The sequence below is a fragment of the Arthrobacter sp. TmtSoilC77 genome, assembly GCF_059739415.1.
In genome coordinates, this window is the sequence record NZ_AP046050.1 from 732,296 (window position 1) to 754,845 (window position 22,550).

A 22,550-nucleotide genomic window follows, 5' to 3' on the forward strand; every position below is an offset into this window, starting at 1 on the left:
TGCGCATCAGCCTATGGAGGCAACGTGTGTGCGCTGTGTCTCAATCTGAGACATCCGGCGAGGGCCTACGGCTGTTTGAGTAGAACGTACTAGTCCAGCAACGCCAACCAAGAGGAGCCCGTCGACGATGATGGACCGCAATAAACGGATTCGAACGGAACCCCTGCGGGTCCTCGTCACGGGTGCAACGTCCGGCGTAGGAGAAGCGACCGCTCAGCTCTTCGCAGCGCGGGGTGCCCGGGTGGCGCTCATGGGGCGCCGCGCCGGAGAGCTGCAACGGGTCGCGGAGGAAATCGACGGCGTGGCGCACCAAGTAGTTGCCAACGTCGCCGACGCACAATCAGCCAGGAACGGCGTCCGGGGAGCGATCCATTCCCTCGGTGGCCTCGACGTGGCGGTCAACGCTGCCGGGGTTGCCGGCTACGCGCCCCTCGAGGACCTGGACGAGCATCGCTGGCACGAGGTGCTGGACACCAACCTCTCCGGCACGTTCTACGTTGCCCGCGAAGCGGGCCTTCATATGCGCAGTGCCGGGGGAGGGGCAATCGTCAACGTTGCCTCGGACCTCGCAACCATGGGAGTCGCCGGGCTGACACATTACTGCGCCGCGAAGGCCGGCGTCGTGGGGCTTACCAAGGCGCTCGCCGTGGAGTTGGCGCCCCATGTCCGGGTCAATGCGGTCTGCCCTGGTCCGATTGATACGCCCATGCTGCGCTCGGGCCTGGAGTCCGAACCGGACCCCGTCCTGGCCCTCCAGCAGAAGGAAAGCACCGTCCCGCTGAACCGCCTCGCGGATCCGGAAGAAGTGGCAGCGGCCATCTACTTCCTGGCGGTGGACGGCACCTTCGCCACCGGCACCAGCATGGCGTTCGACGGCGGCACGTCGGCCGCGTAACTGCCTCACCCAAGATCCCACAAGACACAAACAAGCCAAGGAGCTTTGAAGGATATGTCCGAGTTGAACTACAACGATCTCCGCAGCGCACGCTGGTTCGCGCCTCACGACCTCACCGGATTCGTGCACCGCACAGCCATCCAGGCCGAAGGCTTCTCGCGCTTCGCCATTAAGGACCGGCCGGTCATCGGCATTGCCAACTCCTGGTCCGAACTGGTCAACTGCAACATCCACTTCAAGCTCCTTGCCGAGGCCGTCAAGCGTGGCGTTCTGATGGCCGGGGGATTGCCGCTGGAGTTTCCCACCATCTCCTTGGGCGAGAGTCTGATGAAGCCCTCGGCCATGCAGTTCCGCAACCTGATGGCCATGGACGTTGAGGAATCCATCCGCGCATACCCGCTGGACGCCATCGTGTTGCTCGGTGGCTGTGACAAGACCGTTCCGGCCCAGCTCATGGGCGCCGCCAGCGCAGACATTCCCACTATTATGCTGACGGGTGGCCCGCAGGAGCCGGCGCACTTCCGGGGCAAGCAATTGGGCGTCGGCACGGACACATGGAAGTACGCAGACGAACTGCGGGCCGGCAAGATCACGGAAGCGGACTTTGACGAGCTTGAATCCGCCGCCAAGCCCTCCGCCGGCCACTGCAGTGAAATGGGTACGGCTTCCACTATGACGTCCCTTGTGGAGGCGCTGGGCATGTGCCTTCCCGGCACTGCGTCCATTCCGGCCGTCGATTCTCGCCGCGGGCAAGCAGCGGAAGCCACCGGACGCCGGGCAGTGGAAATGGCGTTGTCAGGTCCGAAGCCCAGCGAGATCCTGACCAAGGAAGCGTTCGATAACGCCATCACGTTGCTCATGGCCGTGGGTGGCTCGACTAACGCAGTGGTTCACCTTTTGGCGTTGGCCCGCAGGGTTGGCTACGAACTGGAGTTGGACCGGTTCCACGAAATTTCGCAGCGGACACCGCGGATCGTCAATGTCCGTCCTTCCGGCGAGTACCTGGTGCAGCAACTGTTCCAGGTCGGTGGCATTCCCACTGTGCTGAAAGCGTTGGACCCGTTGCTGAACAGGAATGCCGTCACGGTCACCGGCGAGTCCCTCGAAAAGGGCTACAGCTCGGCACCCGAGCCGGACGGCGTCGTCGTCAGCACGCTCGAGGCCCCCTTTGACGCCTCAGGCGGCATCGCCGTGGTTCGCGGTTCCCTGGCCCCCAATGGTGCGGTGATCAAGCGGAGCGCAGCCTCCAAGGACCTGCTGCAGCATAAGGGATCGGCGATTGTGTTCGAGGACATCTACGACCTCGGCCGCAGGATCGATGATCCTGACCTGGACATCACCGAGGATTCCGTGCTGGTACTCCGCAACAGCGGTCCAGTGGGGGCTCCCGGCATGCCGGAATGGGGCATGCTTCCTATTCCGGAGAGGCTGCTGCGGCGGGGCATCCGGGACATTGTCAGGATCTCCGATGCGCGAATGAGTGGCACGGCCTTCGGCACCACAGTCCTGCATGTTTCGCCGGAGGCTGCGGTGGGCGGCCCGCTGGCCATTGTCCGTGACGGCGATCCGATTGTGCTGGACGTGGAAAACCAGCGCCTTGACCTCGATATTCCTGAGGAAGAGATCGAGGCCCGGCTCGCCGAGCTCAAGCTGCCCGAGCCGAAGTACCGCCGTGGCTACGGACGGCTTTTTATCGACCACGTCAACCAGGCACATGAAGGTTGCGACTTCGACTTCCTCAAGGGCCTGCCGGACGAGGAGCCCCAGCGGCTGCCCTACGGCCTGATGAGCGGTTGGCAGGGCGGCTGGTAGGCCGCGGCGACCACTAAGCACGGATGGTGGGGCCGTTCCCGTCTGGGAGCGGCCCCTTGAAAGGAGAAGGTGTGTCACGACCCAAAGTAATTGCAATTGTCCAGGAGGGCCGCCCGGTTCCTCCCGTGGAACGTCTGGAGACCGAAGCCGAAGTGTTGGTGGTCCGGACGGCGGATGAGTTCCGGGCAGCGCTGCCGGGAACGGAGATCCTGTTCCTCAACGATTTCCGGACCAAGCTCCTGCGCGAAGTGGGCCCCGGGGACTTGCGCTGGATCCACACCTCCAGCATTGGCGTGGACAGTCTCATGACCGAGGAGATCATCAACAGCGACATCGTGGTCAGCAACTCCCGTGGAGTGTGTGAACGCCCCATCGCTGAATGGGTCCTGGGCGTGCTGTTGATGTTCACCAAGGACCTGCGCCGCACCATCGAGTTGCAGCAGGCACGGACCTGGCAGCACCGCGAGACCGAACCCCTTTTGGGTCGCAAGGTACTGGTGGTCGGTCCGGGCCCGGTGGGGCGCGAAACCGTGCTGCTGTTGCGGGCAGCGGGCATGGACGTGACCGTCGTCGGCAGGTCTGCCCGTGAGGATTCCCAACTGGGCGCGATCGCCTCCTTTAACGAACTGGACGTGCTCCTCGGAGAAGCCCAGGACGTTGTGCTGACCGTGCCACTCACCGAGGAGACCCGCGGTCTGTTCAACGCTGCCCGCTTCGACAAAATGCGTCCGGGTGCACGCTTGGTCAATGTTGGCCGTGGAGCGGTTGTGGTGGAGCAGGACCTCCTTGATGCCATCGATGCAGGCCACTTGGGTGCAGCGGCCTTGGATGTCTTCGAGAACGAGCCGCTGGCGGCCGATAATCCGCTGTGGAGCCGCAACAATATCCTGGTCTCGCCCCACGCATCCGGAGACCTGATCGGATGGCGTGGCCGGGTTGTGGACTGCTTCGCGAGGAACCTTCAGCAGTGGAAAGCGGACCAGCCGCTGAACGACATTGTTGACCTGAAGAAGCTGGGTGGAACCGCCCCAAAACCTGTGTCTCAGGCTGGTACAGTACTCCCACAATCCGCGTCGGTAGTGTGATTCAGCACTCTAAAATTTCGCGACGAGGATTACATGTCTAGCTCAACAAAAGGGAAGCCGATAACGCCTACCCAGACCCAGGAACATAAGCTCAGCGGCAACATGGGGGTCGGCGAGCTCGTGATGAACGTGCTTGCGTTCTCTTCCCCCCTGACCACCGTTGCGGGCACCTTGCCCGTGATGCTTCTTTTCAGTGGCCACACTGCTCCGGGGATTTATCTCCTGGTCACTCTGATGCTGCTGATTTTCTCGGTGGGGTTCGTCAAGATGAGCCGGAGCGTCGAAGCTCCCGGCGGCTTCTACTCCTTCGTCACGGCAGGGCTGGGCAAGCCGGCCGGCTTGGGCGGGGCGCTCCTGGCCTTGGTTGGGTATGTGTTCATCGGCTTCTTTGCTCCGTCACTGTTCGCCCTCACGCTGCAGAGCTTCGTGGTCAATACCTTGGGCGGTCCGGATATCCCGTGGTACTGGTACGGCCTGGGCATCATTGTCGTCACCACATTGCTGGCCTACAACCGGATCGATCTCTCCGCGAAGGTGCTGACGGTGGTCATGCTGCTCGAGTCGACCGTCGTCATCATCTTCGATGTCGCGGCGTTCGCCTCAGGTGACGTCTCACAAGGCGTCGGTTTTTCGATGCCGTGGATTACCGACGCCGGATTGGGCCTTGCGCTGCTGTTTGCCGTTGGGAACTTCTTCGGTTTCGAAGCAACGGTCATCTACCGCGACGAGGTCAAGAACCCGGACAGGACCATCCCCAGGGCAACCTACCTGGCCGTGGTGGGCATCGGCCTGTTCTACGCGGTGGCTGCGTGGGCTTACACCGCATTCCTGGGAGCGGACAACGTCCAGGAAGCGGCCAAGGCCAACACCGTGAACTTGTTCAACGACGGCGCCACGGTGCTGGTGGGCAAGATCTTCGCTGACATCGGCGTAGTCCTGCTCATCACTTCGATCCTGGCCTCAATGCTCTCGATCCAGAACATCGCGGCCCGTTACAGTTTCTCGCTGGCCGCTGATGGGGCACTCCCCAAGGCTTTGGGTCGGGTGCACCCGCGGCACAAGTCTCCCTACGTTTCAGCAGTAGGCGTTGGCTTGCTCTGGGCCGTAGCCACGGTGGTGTTCACTGTGGTGGGGGTTCCTCCTGAAGCCCTCTACCCGATCGCCAGCGGAAGCGGCACTTTCTCGGTCCTGCTCCTGATGTTCATCACGAGCTTCGCCGTCCTGGTTTACTTTGTCCGCCGCCGCAGTTTCGCTCCTGAATCTGTGTGGAAGACGATTGTGGCGCCCATCGTCAGCGTGATCTTCCTTGGCTTGATTACCTACCTGGCCATCGCGAATTATCCGGAACTGATCGGTGGATCGGCCGTTATGACTGCCATCTTCATGACCTTCACGTTCGCGCTGTTCTTCGGCGGGATTGTTTATGCCTACTTCCTGCGCTCAAAGCGTCCGGATGTTTATGCCAGATTGGGCCGGCAAAAGATCGACTAAAACATCACTTCAACATCTGGAGACCTGCAATGACGCAACAGATCAGAGTTGGCCTGTTCGGGACCGGCAGGATCGGTCAAGTGCATGCCATGAGCCTGGCAACCCTGGAAGAAGCGACGTTGGCCTGGGTGTGCGACCCCTTAATAGAGGGCGCCAAGCGAACAGCCGCCGAATACGGTGGGCGTGTGAGTGACGACCCGGAAGAGGTTTTTGCCTCCGGGGAGGTCGATGCCGTTATCGTGGCGTCTCCCACGGCCACTCACGTGGACCTCATTGAGCAGTCGATCGACGCCGGGATCCCGGTTCTGTGCGAGAAGCCCATCGACCTGGAAATTGCGCGGGTCGATGCACTCCGGGCCAAGGCGGCCGCTGCGGATATCCCGATCGCCCTGGGCTTCAACAAGCGCTTCGACAGGCACTTCGTGGAACTCAGGCGGCGTGTGGGGGCTGGCGAGATCGGAGTCTTGGAGCAACTGATCATCACCAGCCGCGATCCCGGGGAGCCGCCAGCGGCCTATCTGCCCCAGTCCGGCGGGATCTTCCGGGACATGACTATTCACGATCTGGACATGGCCCGCTACTTCATTCCGGACATCGTGGAGGTGTCGGCCACAGGCGCGAACGTCTTCAGTGACGGCATCCGGCAGGCGGGCGACTTCGATTCGACAGCGGTGACCTTGCGGGGTTCGAAAGATGAGCTTGTGACCATCTTCAACTCGCGGCATTCCGTGTATGGCTATGACCAGCGCATCGAGGCCTTCGGATCCGCGGGCTTGCTTCAGGTGGTCAACAAGAACGACAGCCTGGTCCGGCACTGGGGTGCCAGGACGGTGGAGGGGATGGGGCCGTACCAGAGCTTCTTCCTAGAGCGCTACGCGGAGGCGTACCGGCTTGAGGTGGCAGAGTTCCTGCGCGCTGTCCGCGGGCTTCCCTCGCGGAGTCCGAGCTTCGAGGACGGCCGTGCTGCCCTGATCCTGGCTGACGCGGCGGAGAAGTCCGCCCGGACACGTGCTGCGATAGCCGTGGAGCTGTCAGCGTAGCCCTTTGACTGCCCGGCCCGGGCACGGATTATTTCGCAACAATCCGTGCCGGGCCGGCTTTGTTTTTTAAGGGAAGTGAATTGTGTCCCGCGGCAACATTTCACGTCAGGTTGGTGTTTCAAAGTGGCACATCTCCCGCATTCTCCAATCCGCCAAAGTTCAAGTAAGTGAAACAGTGTGGCGAAGGTCACGCAGTTACGGGACTTTCTTCGAATTGCCCCGGATTCTGCAAAGTCAAACAACGTTGTTTGATGGCCCATCGCTAAAGGTGTTTCACCGGTTCATTTGCATGGCCCTATCAAACGAGGATGAGATGACCGACGCACCACCGGCGACAGCTCCACTGGTCGCCCTTAAGGACATACACAAGACATTCGGGGCGGTGTCCGCATTGCGCGGAGTCAGCATCGATGTCATGCCCGGCGAAACCTTCGCTCTTCTTGGAGACAACGCCGCCGGCAAATCCACGCTCATGAAAGTGCTGACGGGCGTCTACCAGCCCGACCGTGGCGTGATCGAGCTGGACGGAAAGAAAACCGAGTTTCCCACACCATCTGCATCCCGGGACCAAGGTGTCGAGATGGTCTACCAGGACTTCGCCCTGGCCGACAATCTCGATGTCCGGACCAACATCTTCCTGGGCCGCGAGCCCCAGAAGAACATCCTGGGTCCCCTGTTGAGGATCATCGACAGGAAGAAGATGGAGGCGGAAACCAAGCGCGTGCTGGAACGCCTGGACATCCCCATCAACCCGCGCCTCAAGGTCAAGCGACTCTCCGGCGGCCAGCGGCAGGCCGTGGCAATCGGCCGGGCATTGGCCTTCGATGCCCGCTTGATCATCATGGACGAGCCCACCGCAAACCTCTCGGTGGCCAAGGTGGACAAGCTTATTGAAGTAACCCAGCGGCTCAAGGACCTGGGCATCGCGGTCATCATCATTACGCACCGCCTGGACGAAGCGTTCGCTGTCGCGGACCGCTTCGCCGTCATGCGCCAGGGGCAGGTAGTGGGACGTTTCCGCGTGGGAGATGTCTCCGAAGCCCAAGTGGCCCACCTGATTTCGCACGGCACCTTGGACGACTACGTCGACACCGGCAGCGGCATCCCGGAGGCGCGCCGCAAAATCGGAAGCACATCAGCAATGGAAACCGTGGATGCACTGGCCGCGCGCGGTACTACCACCGGGAGCGACTCATGAGCATCACCATGGACAACATCAAAACCAAGCTGGGGCCAGCCGACCTCAAGGAAGGCATGACCGCCACCAAGGTCAAGCGATTCATTGGCGATTACGGAATCATCATCCTGTTCGTAGTGATCCTCGTCTTCCTCGCCGCGGCGGCACCGAACTTCCTGACCCTCAACAACATCGTGAACGTCGTCAGGCAGTCATCCATCATCGGACTGATCGCGCTGGGAATGACCTTCATCATGATCACGGCAGGTATCGACCTGTCCGTGGGCTCCGTCGTTGGCCTGGCCGGCATGACCTTCGCCCTGCTTGCCCCTGCCAGTGGAGGCGCCTTCTGGCTTCCGCTGATCGCCGGCCTGGGCGTCGGACTCCTGGTGGGCTTCCTCAGCGCAGCCATGGTGGTTTGGGGAGCCATCCTCCCCTTCCTTGCGACGTTGGCCACCATGGCCATAGCCCGTACGGCGGCACTGGTGATCACTGACGGGCAGGTTGTCTCCGGCCTGAGCGGACCGGCCGAGTGGCTGGGATCAGGTTTCCTCGGGCCCATTCCGGTTCCCGTGATCATCTTCCTGGTGGCTGCCATCATCTGCGAATTTGTGCTCAGCCGAACCAAGTTCGGCTCCCACGTCTACGCCGTAGGTGGCAACGAGGAATCGGCCAAGAAGGTTGGCATCTCAACCAGCCGCGTGCTGTTCACCGTTTACCTCATCGGCGGCGTCACTGCTGCCCTTGGCGGACTCGTCCTCACAGCCCGTCTGGACGGGGCCGCACCCGTGGCCGGTACCGGCTACGAACTCCAGGTGATTGCCGCCGTCGTCATTGGCGGAACGAGCCTCTTTGGCGGTGTCGGCACCATCCGCGGAACCGTCATCGGCGTACTCCTGCTGGGCGTGGTCATGAACGGCATGAACCTGCTGGGCGTTTCCTCCTACTTCCAGCAAGGCGTGCAGGGCGTGATCCTGGTACTCGCCGTCCTGCTGAACCGCTGGAAGTCCGACTGACCCAGCAACAAACAACGCATCACAACAATCTCCAAGCGCACAGACAAACCACTGAAAGGAACAACCATGAGTATGCGACGTAAGATCGCCGCGGCGGTCGCCATGATGGCAGCGGGGGCACTCACCCTCACCGGCTGCGCAGGAAGCAGCAACGCAACCAGCAGCGGCGGAGCGGCCAAGACCTACAACATCGGCGTTGTGGTCCTTGACCTGCAGGACCCGGACCTGGCCCACATGACGGACGCGATGAAGAAGACGGCGGATGAGAAGGGCGTCAAGCTCAACATCACCGACTCCAAAAAGGATGTCGGCAGCGAACTGAACCAGGTTGAGGACCTCCTCACCCGTCAAGTGGACGCAGTCATCATGCAGCCTCTGGATGGCGATGCCAGCCAGAACGCGGCCAAGAGGGTCATCGCAGCCAACATCCCGCTGTTCATCCTGTCCACCGAATTCGCGGAGGGATCGGACGTTGGGTACAAGAGCTACATCGGCGTCGACGACACCGTGGCCGGCCAGATGCAGGCCGAGTACCTCAACAAGCTGATGCCCAACGGCGGCAACCTCGTGTTCGCAGCAGGCGTATATGGCGCATCGTGGACCGACCGCCGCAAGTCCGGCTTCGACAAGACCATCAACAAGAACTTCAAGATCGTGGCTGAATTCCAGGCCAAGGGCAGCCGGGATGACGCCAAGCGCAACATGGAGGACACCCTCCAGCGCTTCCCGTCCGGCCAGATTGACGCCGTTGTGGCCAACAACGACGAGATGGCCATCGGCGCGGCTTCCGCAATTGCCGACGCAGGCCGCACGGCCGAGTTCAAGGCCGTAGTGGGCGTCGACGGCACCGAACCCGCGCTCCAGGACATCAAGGCCGGCACCATGTCCGCAACGGTCCGTCAGGACTCCGCGGGCCAGGGCGTCAAGGCCGTTGAGGTAGTGACCGACTTCCTAAACGGAGGAAACGTGGACAACCGCTACACACTGCCGTTCACGCTCATCACCAAGGACAACCTGTCTGAGTTCCTGAAGTAACCACTTCCGGACGACAGTACGGGCACAGCGGATCTCTCCGCTGTGCCCGTACTGTTTTGGCACACTCCGCCGGGTTCCAGCCTGCCTAGAATTCCAGCGGACCACTACGAATTGGAGAAGGCGAACATGCCCCATGGTGACGACGGAGACACGAAAGTAGAGCAGCTGCTTGTCGCGTTGCGCGAACAGGGCATCGAGGTGGATGACTCTCCGCGACGGCGCTCCGAGTACTCCTACGATGCGTCCAACTACCGTGTCCGGCCTGCCGCCGTCGTCTTTCCCGCAAGCGTCGACGACGTCAGGGCCATCGTGCGCGGATGTTCGGCTTCCGGCGTTCCCATCACCCCGCGCGGCGGCGGAACGTCCATGGCGGGCAACGCGGTCGGTAAGTCCTTGGTGATCGACCTTTCGCGCCGCTTGACGAACGTGGAAGCGCTCGACGGCGGTACGGCGGCGGTCTGGGCGGACGCCGGCGTGGTCCTTGGCGAGCTGCGCTCCTACGCCGAGAAAGCGAGTGGCGGAGAGCTGACCTTCGCCCCGGACCCATCTTCGATGACGCGGGCCACGGTGGGCGGCTCCATCGGCAACGACGCCTGCGGCAACCACTCAGTGGCCTACGGACGAATGACACAGCATGTGCTGGAATTGGAGCTCGTCACGGCGGACGGCGCCCACCTGCATGCCGGACGGGACTTCCTGCGGGCCGTTGACGCAGTTGACCAGCACTCCGTCACCCGGGCGGAGGAAATTCTCGAAGGATTGAAGGCGTTGACCCAGGCCAACCTCGCCCCACTGCGGGTCGAACTGGGAAACATTCCCCGGCAGGTTTCCGGTTACCACTTGGGACACCTCCTGCCCGAGAACAACCTGGACATCGCCGGGGCCCTGGCAGGCAGCGAAGGCACGTGCGCCATTGTGGTGCGGGCAAAGGTGGGACTGGTCCCGAAGCCCCGCACCACGGCGCTCCTGTGTCTCGGATACGCGAATACCATCGACTCGGCCCGTGATGTGATGACCATCCTCGCTGCCAAGCCGAGTGCCATCGAGGGGCTGGATGGATCGATCGTGGACATCATGCGCCACCGACGGGGTGCCGCCAGCGTCGACTCACTCCCGCAGGGCAAGGCCTTCCTGATGGTTGAGTTCCCCGGGGACACCATGGAACAGGCGGCCTCCGATTGCGAACAGCTGCTGGAGAAACTCAAAGCAGACGGCCGGGTTGTGGACCACGCCCTTGTCACGGAGCCCCAGGAGCGCGCCAAACTCTGGCGGGTGCGCGAAGACGGTGCGGGACTCTCATCCCGGCGGATCGATGGTGTCCAGACCTGGCCCGGCTGGGAAGACTCGGCGGTCGCCCCGGAGCGTTTGGCCGACTACCTCGCGGAGTTGCTGCCCCTCGTGGAGAAATACGATTACACAGCCTTCATGTACGGGCATTTCGGTGCGGGCTGCGTGCACATGCGCCTGGACTATGACCTCCGAAGCGACACTGGCCGGGAGTCGTTTGAGAACTTCACCCGCGAAGCAGCGGCACTCGTGGTGGCCCACGGCGGCTCGCTTTCCGGGGAACACGGCGACGGCCGGGCACGCAGCGAACTGTTGGACGTGATGTATTCGCCCGCGATGGTGGACATCTTCAGGGCGTTTAAACACCTCTGGGATCCTGTCGGAATCTTGAACCCGGGAATCATCGTGGACCCCGAGCCCTTCGCTGCTTCGCTGGCTCTTGACGGCGTGCCCCAGCCGGGTCCTGCGCACGGTGAGCCGGCCGCGATGGCTGGTGCCGCCGTCGTACCTTCTTCAGCTGGCCGCAGCCTGCTGCCGGTGGTGAGCCCGTTCGTCGGCAATACGCATGCATGCATTGGTGTTGGGCGCTGCCGGGCAACCGCGGGCGGCTTCATGTGCCCCAGCTACCGAGCCACCAAAGACGAGAAAGACTCGACCCGCGGCCGTGCCCGCGTCCTGCAGGAACTGACGCGGACCAACGGCACCAGCCACGGAGGTTGGTCCAGTCCGGAAGTCAGGGAAGCCCTTGACCTGTGCCTGTCCTGCAAGGCTTGCTCGGCCGACTGTCCCACGGGCGTGGATATCGCTGAAGCCAAGTCGCAGCTGGTGGATGAGCACTACCGCGGCAAAATCCGGCCGTTCACGCACTATTCGATCGGTTGGCTGCCGCGGTGGCTGCCACTGTTGACGCGTATTGCGCCCATCGCCAACGCGGGGACCCGTTTCCGTCCGTTCCGTTGGGTGGGCGAAAAGTTGGGCGTCAGCGCACGACGACGGCTCCCGGCCTTCGCGGCGTCCGGCCTCATCCGGAGGCGGGTGGGCGAGGCAGGCTTCACCGACAAAGCCGACGTCCTGCTGTTCATCGACAGCTTCACCCGCGCCTTCCGGCCTGAAGTGGTCCCGGCAGCAGCTCGGGTGCTGCGGGACTCGGGCAGTTCCGTGGGTTGCACGCCGGACGCCTGTTGCGGGCTGACGTGGATCTCCACCGGCCAACGCGAGGGAGCACGACGGCGGCTGGCGAGGCTGATCAACAAACTCGATGACGGCACGGAGCGGGACATCGTGGTCCTGGAACCCAGCTGCGCGGCCACTATCCGTGACGAAGGTCCCAAGATGGTGGGCGGTGCTGCGGCCGGGCGCGTGGCTGCCCGGGTCCGATCGTTCTCCGTGGCTGTCGATGAGGCTATTAAACGTGGCTGGAAGCCGTCCGCCGTTCCGCCCAAAACCGCTGTCCTGCAAACCCACTGCCATGAGCATGCAGTCTTCGGTTCAGGTGCTCAGAAACGCGTCTTGGAGGCGTGGGGAGTGCCCAACCTCGTCGAATCGTCGTCGTGCTGTGGAGTGGCCGGTAACTTTGGTTTTGAGGCCGAGCACTTCGATATGTCCATGAAGGTGGCGGAACACTCCATTGTCCCGGCGCTGGATTGTGGTGAGGGGCTGGTCCTCACGGATGGGTTCAGTTGTGCCATGCAGGTCTCGCAGGTCGATCCGGAACGCTTCAGTAAGCACCTGGCAATTGCCTTGGATCCGCTGAGTGCGCGATGGACGGAGGATTAGGGTGGCATACTTCGGTATTTTCCTCATCCTGGTGGCGGCTGGACTGCGCTTGGCGGGGAGGCATCTTGGCGCCTCACAGGAAGCGCATTCAACGGCCAGCTTCCGCGGGGTGCATGCGGTTCCTTTGGGAGCCGCCGCGTTCCTGGTGGCCGCAAGCGGCATTTTCATCTTCGCTGTGGGCATCAACCTGGAGTGATAAGCCCGTGTCCCAAACTGACACGGTTGGCACATGGCCCCGGGACGGATGCTTGAAGGGACCCAATAGCCCCATTACTTTTTGAGAGTTGATCTCGATGATGAACAGGAAGCTCGCACAAGGACGGCACGTCGAATGGCTGCGGGCATCGGCACACTTCAACGAAACCGATCTTGGCGAACGGACTGACCTTCAGCTGAAGCGCTCGGGGAAACTCGTTCACCGACTCCTCCAGGACATGGCGGAAGGCCGCGACATCCGCGATGCCTCGCCGTGGCCGACACCGGGCGCCTAGCCCCCAAGCCGCGGTCCGTAGCGTTTGTTCCTGGCACTGGTCCAAGCGCTACGGCCCGCTTCCTTTCACGCCAGGAGGCAGAGTTGGCCAGTCTTGGATTGGCGGGCATGGCGGCTTCGTCCCAAACCGGGTACGGGACGTGGGAGGACTCCCCAGCCAGCTACGAGTTGCCCGTGGCATTTGGCGGTGCTGCAGGTCCGGACCTGGCGACAGCCTGCCTGCTGCTCGATATGCCGGCGCGAACTTTGATCAGGAGGCTTTGCCGGACCAAACACACCGTCAGGTCCTTCGCAGCGCCTGCGGCCTCTGCCGTGATCGAGGTTCCCTGGGGGAGGGACTGGCACCAAATGGCCTACGCCGGGCGGCGGATCAAAGCCGTGCCCCAAGGTTCCCTCACACTCTCGGCGGTTGGCGTGACTCTCACCAGCTGCGATGCGTACACGGATGATCTCGTGGTGGGCCGGGTCCGCGAGTGTTTTGCTGACTGCCTTATAGGGAGAGGCGACTCTGTGTGGCTAAGGTCTTCTCAACCTAACGACTGTTAGTTAGACTCATTCCGTTACGACCCTTCTTGAGGATGAAATGAGTCCATCTCCGCGTAGGCAGGCGAACGCTGCTGTACGGGAATTCCTGTCCAAACGCGACTGGTCGGCACAGACGCCCGCCAGGAAGCGGATCCTCGTGGCTTTCCTCCGGCTGGCCGCCACCAACGGTTACAACTCAGTGAGCATGCGGACGCTGGGCCGCGAACTTGGGCTGAAGGCGCCAAGTCTCTATTCGACTTTTCCGCAGGGCAGGGAGCAGATCGTGGCCGAATCGCTCCTCTGGTTCACCCACGGATTCGCCCGCGACCTTCTCAAAGCGGTGCAGGAAACCCCGTGCGCGGGTGACTACTGGGCAGCCCTTGTCCGTTTCCACGTCACCCAGCAATTGAGCCGGCCCGAGGCAGATCTCTGGAACCTACTGGTTGCCTCGGATAGGGTGGCGGGGTTCCTGGGTGATGACCTCCGTGAAGAGCTGGCCTTTTGGCAGATCCTGCACCAGGAGATGTACGCCGCTGCGGCCGAAGAAATGGGACTCGCGGTCACGCGGCAAGCCATCCAGGCTATTTTTACGCTGCTCGACGGCTCCGCGCGTTGGTCTGCATGGGATGGCAGCCAGGCTCAGCTTGAAAGCGTAGTGGACCACGGGGTGGCCCTGTCCCGTTCCTTGCTTGAAGTCGGCGCCGGGACCCGCGCCGGCGCGTAGCCGGCGCTGTCCCAACATGGCACACCACCCTTCTGTGCCCTGTCGATACTGTGATTCAGAACTCAATATTCGGTGATGAGGATTACATGTATAACACCACCCTTGACGCACCACAGGTGGCGCGTCAGACAAGTCAAAACCGGCTCAGCGGCAACATGGGAGTCGGAGAACTCGTCATGAACGTGCTGGCCTTTTCGTCACCCTTGGCCACGGTGGCCGGCACCCTTCCGGTCCTGCTGATGTTCAGCGGGCAGACAGCGCCTGCCATCTATCTGCTGGTTACGCTCATGCTGCTTATCTTCTCCGTGGGATTCGTCAAGATGAGCCGGAGTGTCCAAGGTGCTGGCGGTTTCTACTCCTTTGTCACGGCGGGCCTGGGCAAGCCGGCAGGTCTTGGTGGCGCCTTCCTCGCGCTGTTTGGGTACATCTTTATCGGCTTTTTCGCGCCATCATTCTTCGGGGTGACGCTTCAGGGGTTTGTGGTTAATACCCTCGGCGGGCCGGACATACCGTGGTACTGGTATGCGCTGGCCATTACGGCCGTAACCACCGTGCTGGCGTACAACCGCATCGACTTGTCGGCCAAGCTGCTCACTATCGTCATGCTGCTTGAAGTGGCAATCATCGTGGTGTTTGACGTCGTTTCGTTCTCGGCCAACGGACTAGGGGCAGTGCAGAGTGCAGGGTTCGCCCTGCCGTCCATCACCGACGCAACCCTTGGCCTGGCACTGCTTTTCGCCGTTGGCAACTTCTTCGGGTTCGAAGCCACCGTTATTTACCGGGACGAGGTCAAGAACCCGGACAAGACCATCTCTCGCGCCACGTATTTGGCCGTGGCAGGCATCGGCATCTTCTATGCAGTGGCAGCGTGGGCCTTCATCGCCTTCTTCGGTGCGGATAAGATCCAGGCCGAGGCTGAGAACAACACGGTGAATCTCTTCAATGATGCACTCGTCGGCCTCGCGGGCAGGATCTTTGCCGATATCGCCGTCATCCTGCTCATTACATCGGTGCTCGCGTGCATGCTGTCCATCCAGAACATCGCAGCCAGGTACAGCTTCGCCCTCGCTTCAGACCATGCGCTGCCCAGATTCCTGGGCAGGGTCCATCCGAAGCACAAGTCGCCGTACGTTTCGGCGTTGGCTGTGGGCCTCATTTGGGCCGCGGCCACCGTGCTCTTCACTGTTTTGGGTGTTGCACCGGAAGCCTTGTATCCCATAGCCAGTGGAAGCGGCACCTTCGCTGTGCTGCTCTTGATGTTCATCACCAGCTTCGCCGTTCTGGTGTACTTCATCCGCCGCCGTGGCTTGGCTCCGGAATCAATCTGGAAGACGGTCATCGCACCTATCATCAGCGTTCTGTTCCTTGGTGCCATCACCTTTCTGGCAATCGCCAACTACCCGGAACTCATCGGTGGATCGGCGGTCCTGACCGTCATCTTCATGACTTTCACCTTCGCGCTTTTCTTCGGCGGAATCGTCTACGCCTTCTTCCTGCGGACAAAGCGTCCCGACATCTACGCCCGCTTGGGGCGCCAGAGGATCGACTAAGCCGGAACGGGCGGGCCCGGCAGCGACAAGAACTGATCGGGCAGCTTCGCCGAGCTTGCCCTAAACCGCCACCGTCTTCAGGTAACTCCGGATGCCATCAACCACCAGTTGGTGGTCCTCATCTGAGCTCAGCCCGGACACCGTGACAGCCCCGATCACGCCAGCGCCCCGCACGCGGATGGGGAACGAGCCACCGGCGAGCGTGTAATCCTCATGGGCAAGCCAGCCACCTCCCAAAGGGCTGTGGGTGCGGGCTGAGAATTGTTCAGTCAGCAGGGCAGTGCTGTGCTCGAACCGCAGCACGGAGGCGGACTTCCGGCGGATCCACTCCTCCTGGTCGGCTGTGGCTCCGGGCAGGACGCAACGGAAGAGCACAAGGTTGTGCCGGCGGATATCAATAGCCACTCCGAATTCCGAGGCGATCGCGTGGTTGGCGATCAGTGAGCCGAGCCGCCAGGCGTCGTGGTGGTCAAAGCTTGCGAACACCAGCTCTTCTTCCTGCTGGCGCAACTCCACAAGGCGGGCAGATTCAGTCATTTCTTTGCACCTTCTTCTGAAACAACGGTGTCGGCGTCGTAGCGGAGCCCGATCTGTCGGCGGATCTCGTCCATAGCCGCCATGATCGCCACGGTCTCACCCGGCGGCAGGATGCTTCCAGCAGACTCACCGGCACGAATAAGGCGTTCCATCTCAGCTGCCTGGAACTGCATTCCCCGGCTCTTCACGGGCTGGTCGTAGCGCTCCACAAGGGTGCCATCAACCCCAAAGACAGTAAACGGAACCGGGTTGTACCAGGTGTGCTCGATGTCGATCCAGCCCTCTGTTCCGATGACCATGGCCCGGTTGGCGCTGGCGGCGTCGAGTTCACAGTCAACCAGGGCCTGCCGGCCACCAGAGTACTCAAAGATGGCTGCGGTCTGCCGGTCAACACCGGTCGCCGTCATGGAAGCGCTGGCGCGAATGGTTTCCGGAGCACCCAGGATGTCGAAGGCAAAGGAGATCGGGTAGATGCCCAGATCCAGCAGCGCCCCACCGCCAAGGGCGGGATCGTTCAACCGGTGCGCAGGGTCCTTGGGCAGGCTCTGGTTGTGGCTGGCCACTACCTTCCGGACCTCGCCGATGGCGCCTTCGTGGAGGAGTTCGCGGATGCGGACCATGTGCGGAAGGAAGCGTGTCCACATGGCTTCCAAGGCCACAAGGCCTTTGGATTCGGCCAGGTCCACGATCTCCTGGGCTTCGCGGGCATTCATCGTGAAGGCCTTCTCCACCAGTACGTGCTTTCCGGCGTTCAGGGCCAAGAGCGCGTTGCCGTGATGGAACGGGTGCGGCGTAGCGATGTAGACCACGTCAACCATCGGGTCCGCCACCAAGTCCTCATAGCTGCCGTGGGCGGTCATCACCCCATGCAGCTCAGCGAAGGCTTTGCTCGATTCCAATGAACGCGAGCCAACGGCCTGCACAGTAAAGCCGTTTTCGTTCAAGTCCTGCGTCTGGAGACCGGCAATAAATCCTGTGCCGAGGATGCCCCAGCGGATCGTTCCATCGGAAGTGCCATTGCTGAGGGTCACGTGCTTAGTCCTTCGTCGAGTCAGAAAGCGGGTAGGCCACATACGCAAAACGCCGGGAGTCCGGCGACCAGCTGTTGACGTTGAGGGTACCTTGGCCGCCGAAAAGTGGCCATGAATGGAGGGCAGTGGTCCAGTCCTCGGTCGAAACAAGCACGACGGCGACCGGCAGGTCCGCGGGGTGTCCTACGGTTCCGCTGGGGAACCGGATGTAACTGCCGTACCGGCCATCGGGGGAGAGATGGGGAAACCAGTCCACTGATTCGGATTCTAGGAGCCGCTCAAAGCCAGTGCCGTCCACGCGAATCCGGGCGAGCTGCGCGTGGCCCTGCGTGGACGTAAAGGATTCTGTGTTCAGGTAAAGCCATTTCCCGTCGGGCGAATATTCAGGGCCGTCGCAGTGGGCCGAGCCGACATCAAAGCGGCCGACATCAACGCTGGCGGGAGCACCGCCGTCGGACGCTATGGTCATCAGCCTGCCTGGCTGTGTGAAGTCTCCAGCTTCGATGCCCACGTACGCCAACTGCGCACCGTCGGGGCTGACGCCATGGAGGAAATGGAAGAAGCCGTCGTCCTCGGTGATGCGCGTCGCCGGTCCGCCGGCCAGTAAAGCACGGTAGATGTGGCCGTCGTTCGCGGAGACAAAGATGCCCTGGCCGTCAGGTGCCAGGACGTGATCGTTGTTCAGGTCCGGGACGCTGGTGAGCGAGATCGGCTCCAAGGAGCCCGTGTTCAGATCAAGACGCCACAGCTTCCCATCCCCGTTGAGGATGAGTGAGCTTCCGTCCAGGGTCCAGTTGGGTGCTTCAAACAACACGTCGTCCGAGCTGTAGAGCAGCTCAGCCTGACCGTTGACCGACGCGATCCACACCTCGCAGCGCTGGCCGGATTGAAGGGTGCGGATCACGTCGGTCCTTTCTTATTCCTTGCTGCTGAAGGCGGCGTCGAAGGAGGTCTGGGAGGCGGGGAAGTCGTATTTCTTCAGGGCGGCGAGGGCTTCGGGGGCGCCATGCAGGCGATCCATTCCAGCGTCTTCCCATTCCACGGAGATGGGGCCGTCGTAGCCGATCGCTGTGAGGGCCCGGAAGGAGGATTCCCAGGGCACGTCCCCGCGTCCGGCGGAGACGAAGTCCCAGCCCCGGCGGGTGTCGCCCCAGGGCAAATGTGAGCCCAAGACGGTGTTCCGGCCAGTGGGCCGGAGCTTGGTGTCCTTGCAGTCCACATGGTAGATCCGGTCCTTGAAGTCCCAGATGAAGGAGACAGGGTCAATGCCTTGCCACATGAAGTGTGAGGGATCCCAGTTCAGGCCGAACGCGGGCCGGTGGCCGATGGCTTCGAGGGTGCGGACGGTGGTCCAGTAGTCGTAGGCGATCTCGGAGGGGTGCACTTCGTGGGCGAAGCGGACACCGCATTCATCGAAGACGTCCAGGATGGGGTTCCAGCGGTCGGCGAAGTCCTGGTAGCCGGCGTCGATGACCTTTTCGGGGACGGGCGGGAACATGGCGACGTACTGCCAGATGGAGGAACCGGTGAAGCCGACCACGGTGTCCACTCCCAGGGCGCGAGCCAGGCGGGCGGTGTGTTTCATTTCTTCGGCGGCGCGTTGGCGGACGCCTTCGGGTTCGCCGTCACCCCACACGCGCGAGCCGACGATTGCTTCGTGGCGGAAGTCGATGGGGTCATCGCAGACGGCCTGGCCTTTGAGGTGGTTGGAGATGGCCCACGCTTTGAGGTTGTACTTTTCCAGGATGGCGAGTTTGGAGTCGACATAGCCGGGCTCGTCCCAGCGCCAGGCGTCCAGGTGGTCTCCGGAGACGGCGATTTCCAGGCCGTCGTAGCCCCAGCCTGAGGCAAGGCGCGCGACTTCCTCGAAGGGGAGGTCGGCCCACTGGCCGGTGAACAGGGTGTACGGGCGGGGCATGTCAGGCTCCTTCAGTAGTGGTGCTGTTTGGCTTCGGGGAAAGTTGGATCAGTGAGCTTTTGGCTGCGGCGGATTCTTCGATCGCCGCGAGGACGTGCTGGACGTTCAGGCCTTCTTCGAACGACGGCGAGGGCTGGCTTCCGTCCCGAATGGCCAACAGGAAGTCCCGGATCTGGTGCGTGAAAGTGTGTTCCCAACCGATGATGTGACCCTGCGGCCACCATGCGCCCATGTAGGGGTGTTCGGGTTCGTTGACCAGGATCCGGCGGAAGCCCTGCTCACGGACCGGGACCGTGGCATCAAGGAAGCCGAGCTCGTTCAGGTTCTCGAGGTCGAACAGGATGGTGCCTTTGTCGCCGTAGATTTCGAGCCTGAGGGAGTTCTTCTGGCCGGTCGCTACCCGGCTGACTTCCACCGAGGCGATTGCCCCGGAGGCGAGGGTCAGCGTGGCCCAGGCGGCGTCGTCGACCGTGACGTCTTCCGGGCCATTTGGCCCGGGGCGGCGGTCCACGAAGGTGTGCAGGCGGCCCGTGACCTCGGTGACGGCGTCACCCAGGAGGAACAGGACTTGGTCGATGGCGTGCGAGGCGATGTCGCCCAGCGCCCCGGAGCCGGCGGTTTCCTTGCGGAGCCGCCAGGTCATGGGGGACTCGGCATCGGAGAGCCAGTCCTGCAGGTAGGCGGCGCGGACGTGGCGGACGGTGCCGAGCCGGCCTTCGGCGATCAGTTCTTTAGCGAGCGCCAAAGCGGGGACCCGGCGGTAGTTGAAACCGATCATCGACTGCACGCCCTTCTCACGGGCGGCTGCGGCGGCAGTGGTCATGGCTTCTGCCTCCGCGATGGTGTTCGCCAGCGGCTTTTCCACGAGGACGTGCTTGCCGGCTTGGAGGGCAGCGATGGCGATTTCGGCGTGCATCCAGCCCGGGGCGCAGATATCGACGATGTGGATGTCGTCCCGGGCAATGACCGACCGCCAGTCGGTGGCGGACTCGGTCCAGCCGTACTTTGCTGCGGCTTCAGCGACGGCATCGGCGTCCCGGCCGACGAGGACTTTTTGTTCGATGGCCGGGACGTCGAAGAAGCTGGCCACGTTCCGCCACGCGTTCGAGTGGGCCTTTCCCATGAAGGCGTAGCCGATGGCGGCCACCCCCAATGTGCGGGTAGGTTGCGGGTTGCCCTGGCTCTGGTCAGTGTGGGCGGGGGTGCTCATGGTGTGGTTCCTCGTTACTTACGGAGTTGCGGTTGCCTGGAGAGTTGCGGTTTCCGGCGCCCAGTCCTCCGGGACTGGTTCGGAGGCGGGCGCGTTACTGGTGACGTCCACGAATGAGCCGGATTCCAGGGATTCGGAAATCGAGACCATGGTGTCCAGCACGTGGTAGGCCAGTTCGCCGGTGGCGCGGTGCGGGGCGCCTGAGCGGAGGGCACGGGCCATGTCCAGCACGCCCAGGCCGCGGCCGTTGGCCGGTCCTGTGGAGGGAATGATCTCGGGCTCTTCTGCGCCGGGGCGCCAGAGCTTGAGGTCGCCGTCGAAATAGTTCGGGTCAGGCAGCGAGAGCGTGGCCTCCGAGCCGGTGATTTCCACGAAACCCATCCGCTGGCGCGGGGACTCGAAGGAGAACACGCTGTGCGAGGACGCGCCGCTTTCGAACTGCGCCATCGCGGAGACATGCGTGGGAACCTCGACGGCGAATTCCTCCCCGGCCTTCGGACCGGAACCAATGATCCGGGTCGCTTTGGCGGAGGAGCCGACGGCGGCAACCTTGCGGACCGAGCCGAAGGTCTGGATCAGTGCGGTGAGGTAATAAGGGCCCATGTCGAACAGCGGGCCGGCGCCGTGCTGGAACAAGAAGGCCGGGTTCGGGTGCCAGGATTCAGGGCCCGGCGTCTGGAACGTGGTCATCCCGGTCAGCGGCGTGCCGATATCACCGCGCTCGATGATGCGGCGGGCGGTCTGCAACCCGGCGCCGAGGAACGTGTCCGGGGCCGTGCCCAGGCGCATCCCCGCGGCGTCGGCGGCTTTGAGCAGGCCAAGTCCGGATTCACGGTCCAGCGAGAACGGCTTCTCGGTCCAGACATGCTTGCCGGCAGTGACCGCGGCCGTTGCAACCTCGACGTGCGCTGCCGGGATGGTCAGGTTCACGATGATTTCGACGTCGGGATGGTTCAGTGCCTTGTCTACCCCGCCCCACTCGGCGATCCCGTATTCCTTGGCCCGTGCCTCGGCAGCCTCTTCGAAGAGATCCGCGATCACCAGGACCTTCAAATCCGGGAACACCGTGAGGTTGTCCAAATACTGCTTGCTGATGTTGCCCGCACCGATCACGGCGACACCGACGGGCCCCTTCCGGGTGGAGGGAGAGAAGCTCATGCCCCTGCCTCCTGGGAGATAGTTCCCTCGGCTGCCTGCGCGCTGGCTGCGGCGGTCAGGAATGCCAGGCTCTCGGTGATGCCCTCAAAAATATCGCCGGAGTAGTCATCGAACTCCACCACGCCAACTTCCAGCGATTTGGCGGCGGCGATGACGTCCAGGACCGGGATGGTGCCCTGGCCGGCGGGCTGCTGGGCTTTGGTGTCTGTGGTGGCCGGTCCGTCCTTGATGTGGATGAGTTTCACCCGGTCGCCCAGGCGAGTTAGGAGTTCAACGGGATCCTGGCCACCCACGGCAACCCAGTAGGTGTCCACTTCAAGGACTACCTCCGGGTCCAACAGACCCTCGAAGTACTCCAAGGCAGTCTTACCTTCGATGGTGGCCTCCAGCTCCCACGCATGGTTGTGATAACCCACACGGATGCCGTATTCAGCGCCCTTCTTCGCGGCTGCATTCAACGCCGCCGCCGTGCCCTGGATAGTCCCGGCATCCTGCCAGTGCTCCGCCGGGAGGAAGGGATCAATCACGGTGGTGATGCCCAGTTCCTTGGCGGCGGCGAAGATCTCGTCCTGGTCCTGGCTCAAAAGCGGTGCGTGCCCGGAAGGAGCGGTAAGGCCGTTCTCCTTCAAGGCAGCCCCGAGTTCCTTGGCGGTGGCCACGAAGTTGTACGGTTCAACCTGCCTGAAGCCGATCTCGGCGACCTTCTTGATGGTTCCAGGCAGGTCCTCCTGGATGGCGTTTCGAACGGTGTAGAGCTGGAGTGAATACGACATTTGCGTTCCTTTTTGATGAT

Annotated in this window: 21 protein-coding genes; 14 read left to right on the forward strand and 7 right to left on the reverse strand. The window is 62.6% G+C overall.

Going from position 1 to position 22,550, the window contains the following annotated elements; all coding sequences use genetic code 11:
• Positions 1–127 precede the first annotated feature (127 nt).
• The 14 genes from AC6I99_RS03545 to AC6I99_RS03610 all read left to right on the forward strand — a co-directional run bounded on the left by AC6I99_RS03545 (position 128) and on the right by AC6I99_RS03610 (position 15,903).
• Entirely contained in the window at positions 128–895 is a 768-nt protein-coding gene (locus AC6I99_RS03545; RefSeq protein WP_497960263.1) for an SDR family NAD(P)-dependent oxidoreductase, read from the forward strand.
• 54 nt (positions 896–949) lie between these two features.
• Positions 950–2,707: an IlvD/Edd family dehydratase gene (locus AC6I99_RS03550; RefSeq protein ID WP_497960266.1), complete on the forward strand. Its 1,758-nt coding sequence runs from the start codon at positions 950–952 to the stop codon at positions 2,705–2,707.
• A 71-nt stretch (positions 2,708–2,778) separates the two neighbouring features.
• Positions 2,779–3,792: a D-2-hydroxyacid dehydrogenase gene (locus tag AC6I99_RS03555; RefSeq protein ID WP_224166374.1), complete on the forward strand. Its 1,014-nt coding sequence runs from the start codon at positions 2,779–2,781 to the stop codon at positions 3,790–3,792.
• A gap of 33 nt (positions 3,793–3,825) precedes the next feature.
• Positions 3,826–5,283 (forward strand): APC family permease, encoded by a 1,458-nt coding sequence (locus AC6I99_RS03560; protein ID WP_497960267.1) that lies wholly within the window; start codon positions 3,826–3,828, stop codon positions 5,281–5,283.
• Between the two features lie 29 nt (positions 5,284–5,312).
• On the forward strand, positions 5,313–6,323 hold the full coding sequence (gene iolG, locus AC6I99_RS03565; RefSeq protein ID WP_224166376.1) for an inositol 2-dehydrogenase: 1,011 nt from the start codon (positions 5,313–5,315) through the stop codon (positions 6,321–6,323).
• 313 nt (positions 6,324–6,636) lie between these two features.
• A complete protein-coding gene (locus tag AC6I99_RS03570) occupies positions 6,637–7,521 on the forward strand; it encodes an ATP-binding cassette domain-containing protein (protein ID WP_224166377.1) in 885 nt (294 codons plus the stop codon).
• Positions 7,518–8,516, forward strand: coding sequence for an ABC transporter permease (locus AC6I99_RS03575; RefSeq protein WP_224166378.1), 999 nt, complete (start codon positions 7,518–7,520; stop codon positions 8,514–8,516). Before AC6I99_RS03570 ends, AC6I99_RS03575 begins: the two co-directional genes overlap by 4 nt.
• Positions 8,517–8,582: 66 nt before the next feature.
• A complete protein-coding gene (locus tag AC6I99_RS03580; protein ID WP_224166379.1) occupies positions 8,583–9,551 on the forward strand; it encodes a sugar ABC transporter substrate-binding protein in 969 nt (322 codons plus the stop codon).
• A 126-nt stretch (positions 9,552–9,677) separates the two neighbouring features.
• Positions 9,678–12,614, forward strand: a complete 2,937-nt coding sequence (locus tag AC6I99_RS03585) for an FAD-binding and (Fe-S)-binding domain-containing protein (protein WP_497960275.1) — start codon at positions 9,678–9,680, stop codon at positions 12,612–12,614.
• A 1-nt stretch (position 12,615) separates the two neighbouring features.
• The gene (locus tag AC6I99_RS03590) at positions 12,616–12,810 is read left to right on the forward strand and encodes a hypothetical protein (protein WP_309926615.1); all 195 of its coding nucleotides are present in this window, start codon (positions 12,616–12,618) and stop codon (positions 12,808–12,810) included.
• A gap of 97 nt (positions 12,811–12,907) precedes the next feature.
• Complete coding sequence (locus AC6I99_RS03595) at positions 12,908–13,105, forward strand: hypothetical protein (protein ID WP_224166382.1); 198 nt, start codon at positions 12,908–12,910, stop codon at positions 13,103–13,105.
• A gap of 107 nt (positions 13,106–13,212) precedes the next feature.
• On the forward strand, positions 13,213–13,650 hold the full coding sequence (locus AC6I99_RS03600; RefSeq protein ID WP_224166383.1) for a carboxyltransferase domain-containing protein: 438 nt from the start codon (positions 13,213–13,215) through the stop codon (positions 13,648–13,650).
• Positions 13,651–13,687: 37 nt separating this feature from the next.
• The gene (locus tag AC6I99_RS03605; RefSeq protein ID WP_497960277.1) at positions 13,688–14,353 is read left to right on the forward strand and encodes a TetR/AcrR family transcriptional regulator; all 666 of its coding nucleotides are present in this window, start codon (positions 13,688–13,690) and stop codon (positions 14,351–14,353) included.
• Positions 14,354–14,439: 86 nt separating this feature from the next.
• Positions 14,440–15,903: an APC family permease gene (locus AC6I99_RS03610; RefSeq protein ID WP_497960279.1), complete on the forward strand. Its 1,464-nt coding sequence runs from the start codon at positions 14,440–14,442 to the stop codon at positions 15,901–15,903.
• A gap of 60 nt (positions 15,904–15,963) precedes the next feature.
• Here the strand turns inward: AC6I99_RS03610 and AC6I99_RS03615 are convergent, their stop codons facing one another.
• The 7 genes from AC6I99_RS03615 to AC6I99_RS03645 are packed head-to-tail and all read right to left on the reverse strand — an operon-like array spanning position 15,964 to position 22,530.
• Positions 15,964–16,440 carry a heme-degrading domain-containing protein gene (locus AC6I99_RS03615; RefSeq protein ID WP_497946666.1) on the reverse strand — a complete coding sequence of 159 codons (477 nt, stop codon included), beginning with the start codon at positions 16,438–16,440 and terminating at the stop codon, positions 15,964–15,966.
• Positions 16,437–17,471, reverse strand: coding sequence for a Gfo/Idh/MocA family protein (locus tag AC6I99_RS03620; protein ID WP_497960281.1), 1,035 nt, complete (start codon positions 17,469–17,471; stop codon positions 16,437–16,439). The genes AC6I99_RS03615 and AC6I99_RS03620 overlap by 4 nt, the downstream gene beginning before the upstream one ends.
• Before the next feature lie 4 nt (positions 17,472–17,475).
• Positions 17,476–18,375, reverse strand: a complete 900-nt coding sequence (locus AC6I99_RS03625; RefSeq protein ID WP_497960282.1) for a TolB family protein — start codon at positions 18,373–18,375, stop codon at positions 17,476–17,478.
• 12 nt (positions 18,376–18,387) lie between these two features.
• Positions 18,388–19,389, reverse strand: coding sequence for a sugar phosphate isomerase/epimerase family protein (locus AC6I99_RS03630; protein ID WP_497960284.1), 1,002 nt, complete (start codon positions 19,387–19,389; stop codon positions 18,388–18,390).
• Position 19,390: 1 nt separating this feature from the next.
• Positions 19,391–20,599, reverse strand: a complete 1,209-nt coding sequence (locus AC6I99_RS03635; protein WP_224166389.1) for a Gfo/Idh/MocA family protein — start codon at positions 20,597–20,599, stop codon at positions 19,391–19,393.
• Between the two features lie 18 nt (positions 20,600–20,617).
• On the reverse strand, positions 20,618–21,757 hold the full coding sequence (locus AC6I99_RS03640; RefSeq protein WP_497960286.1) for a Gfo/Idh/MocA family protein: 1,140 nt from the start codon (positions 21,755–21,757) through the stop codon (positions 20,618–20,620).
• Positions 21,754–22,530 carry a sugar phosphate isomerase/epimerase family protein gene (locus AC6I99_RS03645; RefSeq protein WP_497960289.1) on the reverse strand — a complete coding sequence of 259 codons (777 nt, stop codon included), beginning with the start codon at positions 22,528–22,530 and terminating at the stop codon, positions 21,754–21,756. Before AC6I99_RS03645 ends, AC6I99_RS03640 begins: the two co-directional genes overlap by 4 nt.
• Positions 22,531–22,550: the final 20 nt, after the last annotated feature.

What these genes read in the sequence shown, in the direction of transcription:
- AC6I99_RS03575 (WP_224166378.1), top strand. Translation starts at nt 7,518, where the DNA reads ATGAGCATCACCATGGACAACATCAAAACCAAGCTGGGGCCAGCCGAC.
- AC6I99_RS03635 (WP_224166389.1), bottom strand. Translation starts at nt 20,599, where the DNA reads ATGAGCACCCCCGCCCACACTGACCAGAGCCAGGGCAACCCGCAACCT.
- iolG (WP_224166376.1), top strand. Translation starts at nt 5,313, where the DNA reads ATGACGCAACAGATCAGAGTTGGCCTGTTCGGGACCGGCAGGATCGGT.
- AC6I99_RS03645 (WP_497960289.1), bottom strand. Translation starts at nt 22,530, where the DNA reads ATGTCGTATTCACTCCAGCTCTACACCGTTCGAAACGCCATCCAGGAG.
- AC6I99_RS03545 (WP_497960263.1), top strand. Translation starts at nt 128, where the DNA reads ATGATGGACCGCAATAAACGGATTCGAACGGAACCCCTGCGGGTCCTC.
- AC6I99_RS03615 (WP_497946666.1), bottom strand. Translation starts at nt 16,440, where the DNA reads ATGACTGAATCTGCCCGCCTTGTGGAGTTGCGCCAGCAGGAAGAAGAG.
- AC6I99_RS03580 (WP_224166379.1), top strand. Translation starts at nt 8,583, where the DNA reads ATGAGTATGCGACGTAAGATCGCCGCGGCGGTCGCCATGATGGCAGCG.
- AC6I99_RS03630 (WP_497960284.1), bottom strand. Translation starts at nt 19,389, where the DNA reads ATGCCCCGCCCGTACACCCTGTTCACCGGCCAGTGGGCCGACCTCCCC.
- AC6I99_RS03605 (WP_497960277.1), top strand. Translation starts at nt 13,688, where the DNA reads ATGAGTCCATCTCCGCGTAGGCAGGCGAACGCTGCTGTACGGGAATTC.
- AC6I99_RS03610 (WP_497960279.1), top strand. Translation starts at nt 14,440, where the DNA reads ATGTATAACACCACCCTTGACGCACCACAGGTGGCGCGTCAGACAAGT.
- AC6I99_RS03560 (WP_497960267.1), top strand. Translation starts at nt 3,826, where the DNA reads ATGTCTAGCTCAACAAAAGGGAAGCCGATAACGCCTACCCAGACCCAG.
- AC6I99_RS03585 (WP_497960275.1), top strand. Translation starts at nt 9,678, where the DNA reads ATGCCCCATGGTGACGACGGAGACACGAAAGTAGAGCAGCTGCTTGTC.
- AC6I99_RS03595 (WP_224166382.1), top strand. Translation starts at nt 12,908, where the DNA reads ATGATGAACAGGAAGCTCGCACAAGGACGGCACGTCGAATGGCTGCGG.
- AC6I99_RS03570 (WP_224166377.1), top strand. Translation starts at nt 6,637, where the DNA reads ATGACCGACGCACCACCGGCGACAGCTCCACTGGTCGCCCTTAAGGAC.
- AC6I99_RS03600 (WP_224166383.1), top strand. Translation starts at nt 13,213, where the DNA reads ATGGCGGCTTCGTCCCAAACCGGGTACGGGACGTGGGAGGACTCCCCA.
- AC6I99_RS03640 (WP_497960286.1), bottom strand. Translation starts at nt 21,757, where the DNA reads ATGAGCTTCTCTCCCTCCACCCGGAAGGGGCCCGTCGGTGTCGCCGTG.
- AC6I99_RS03550 (WP_497960266.1), top strand. Translation starts at nt 950, where the DNA reads ATGTCCGAGTTGAACTACAACGATCTCCGCAGCGCACGCTGGTTCGCG.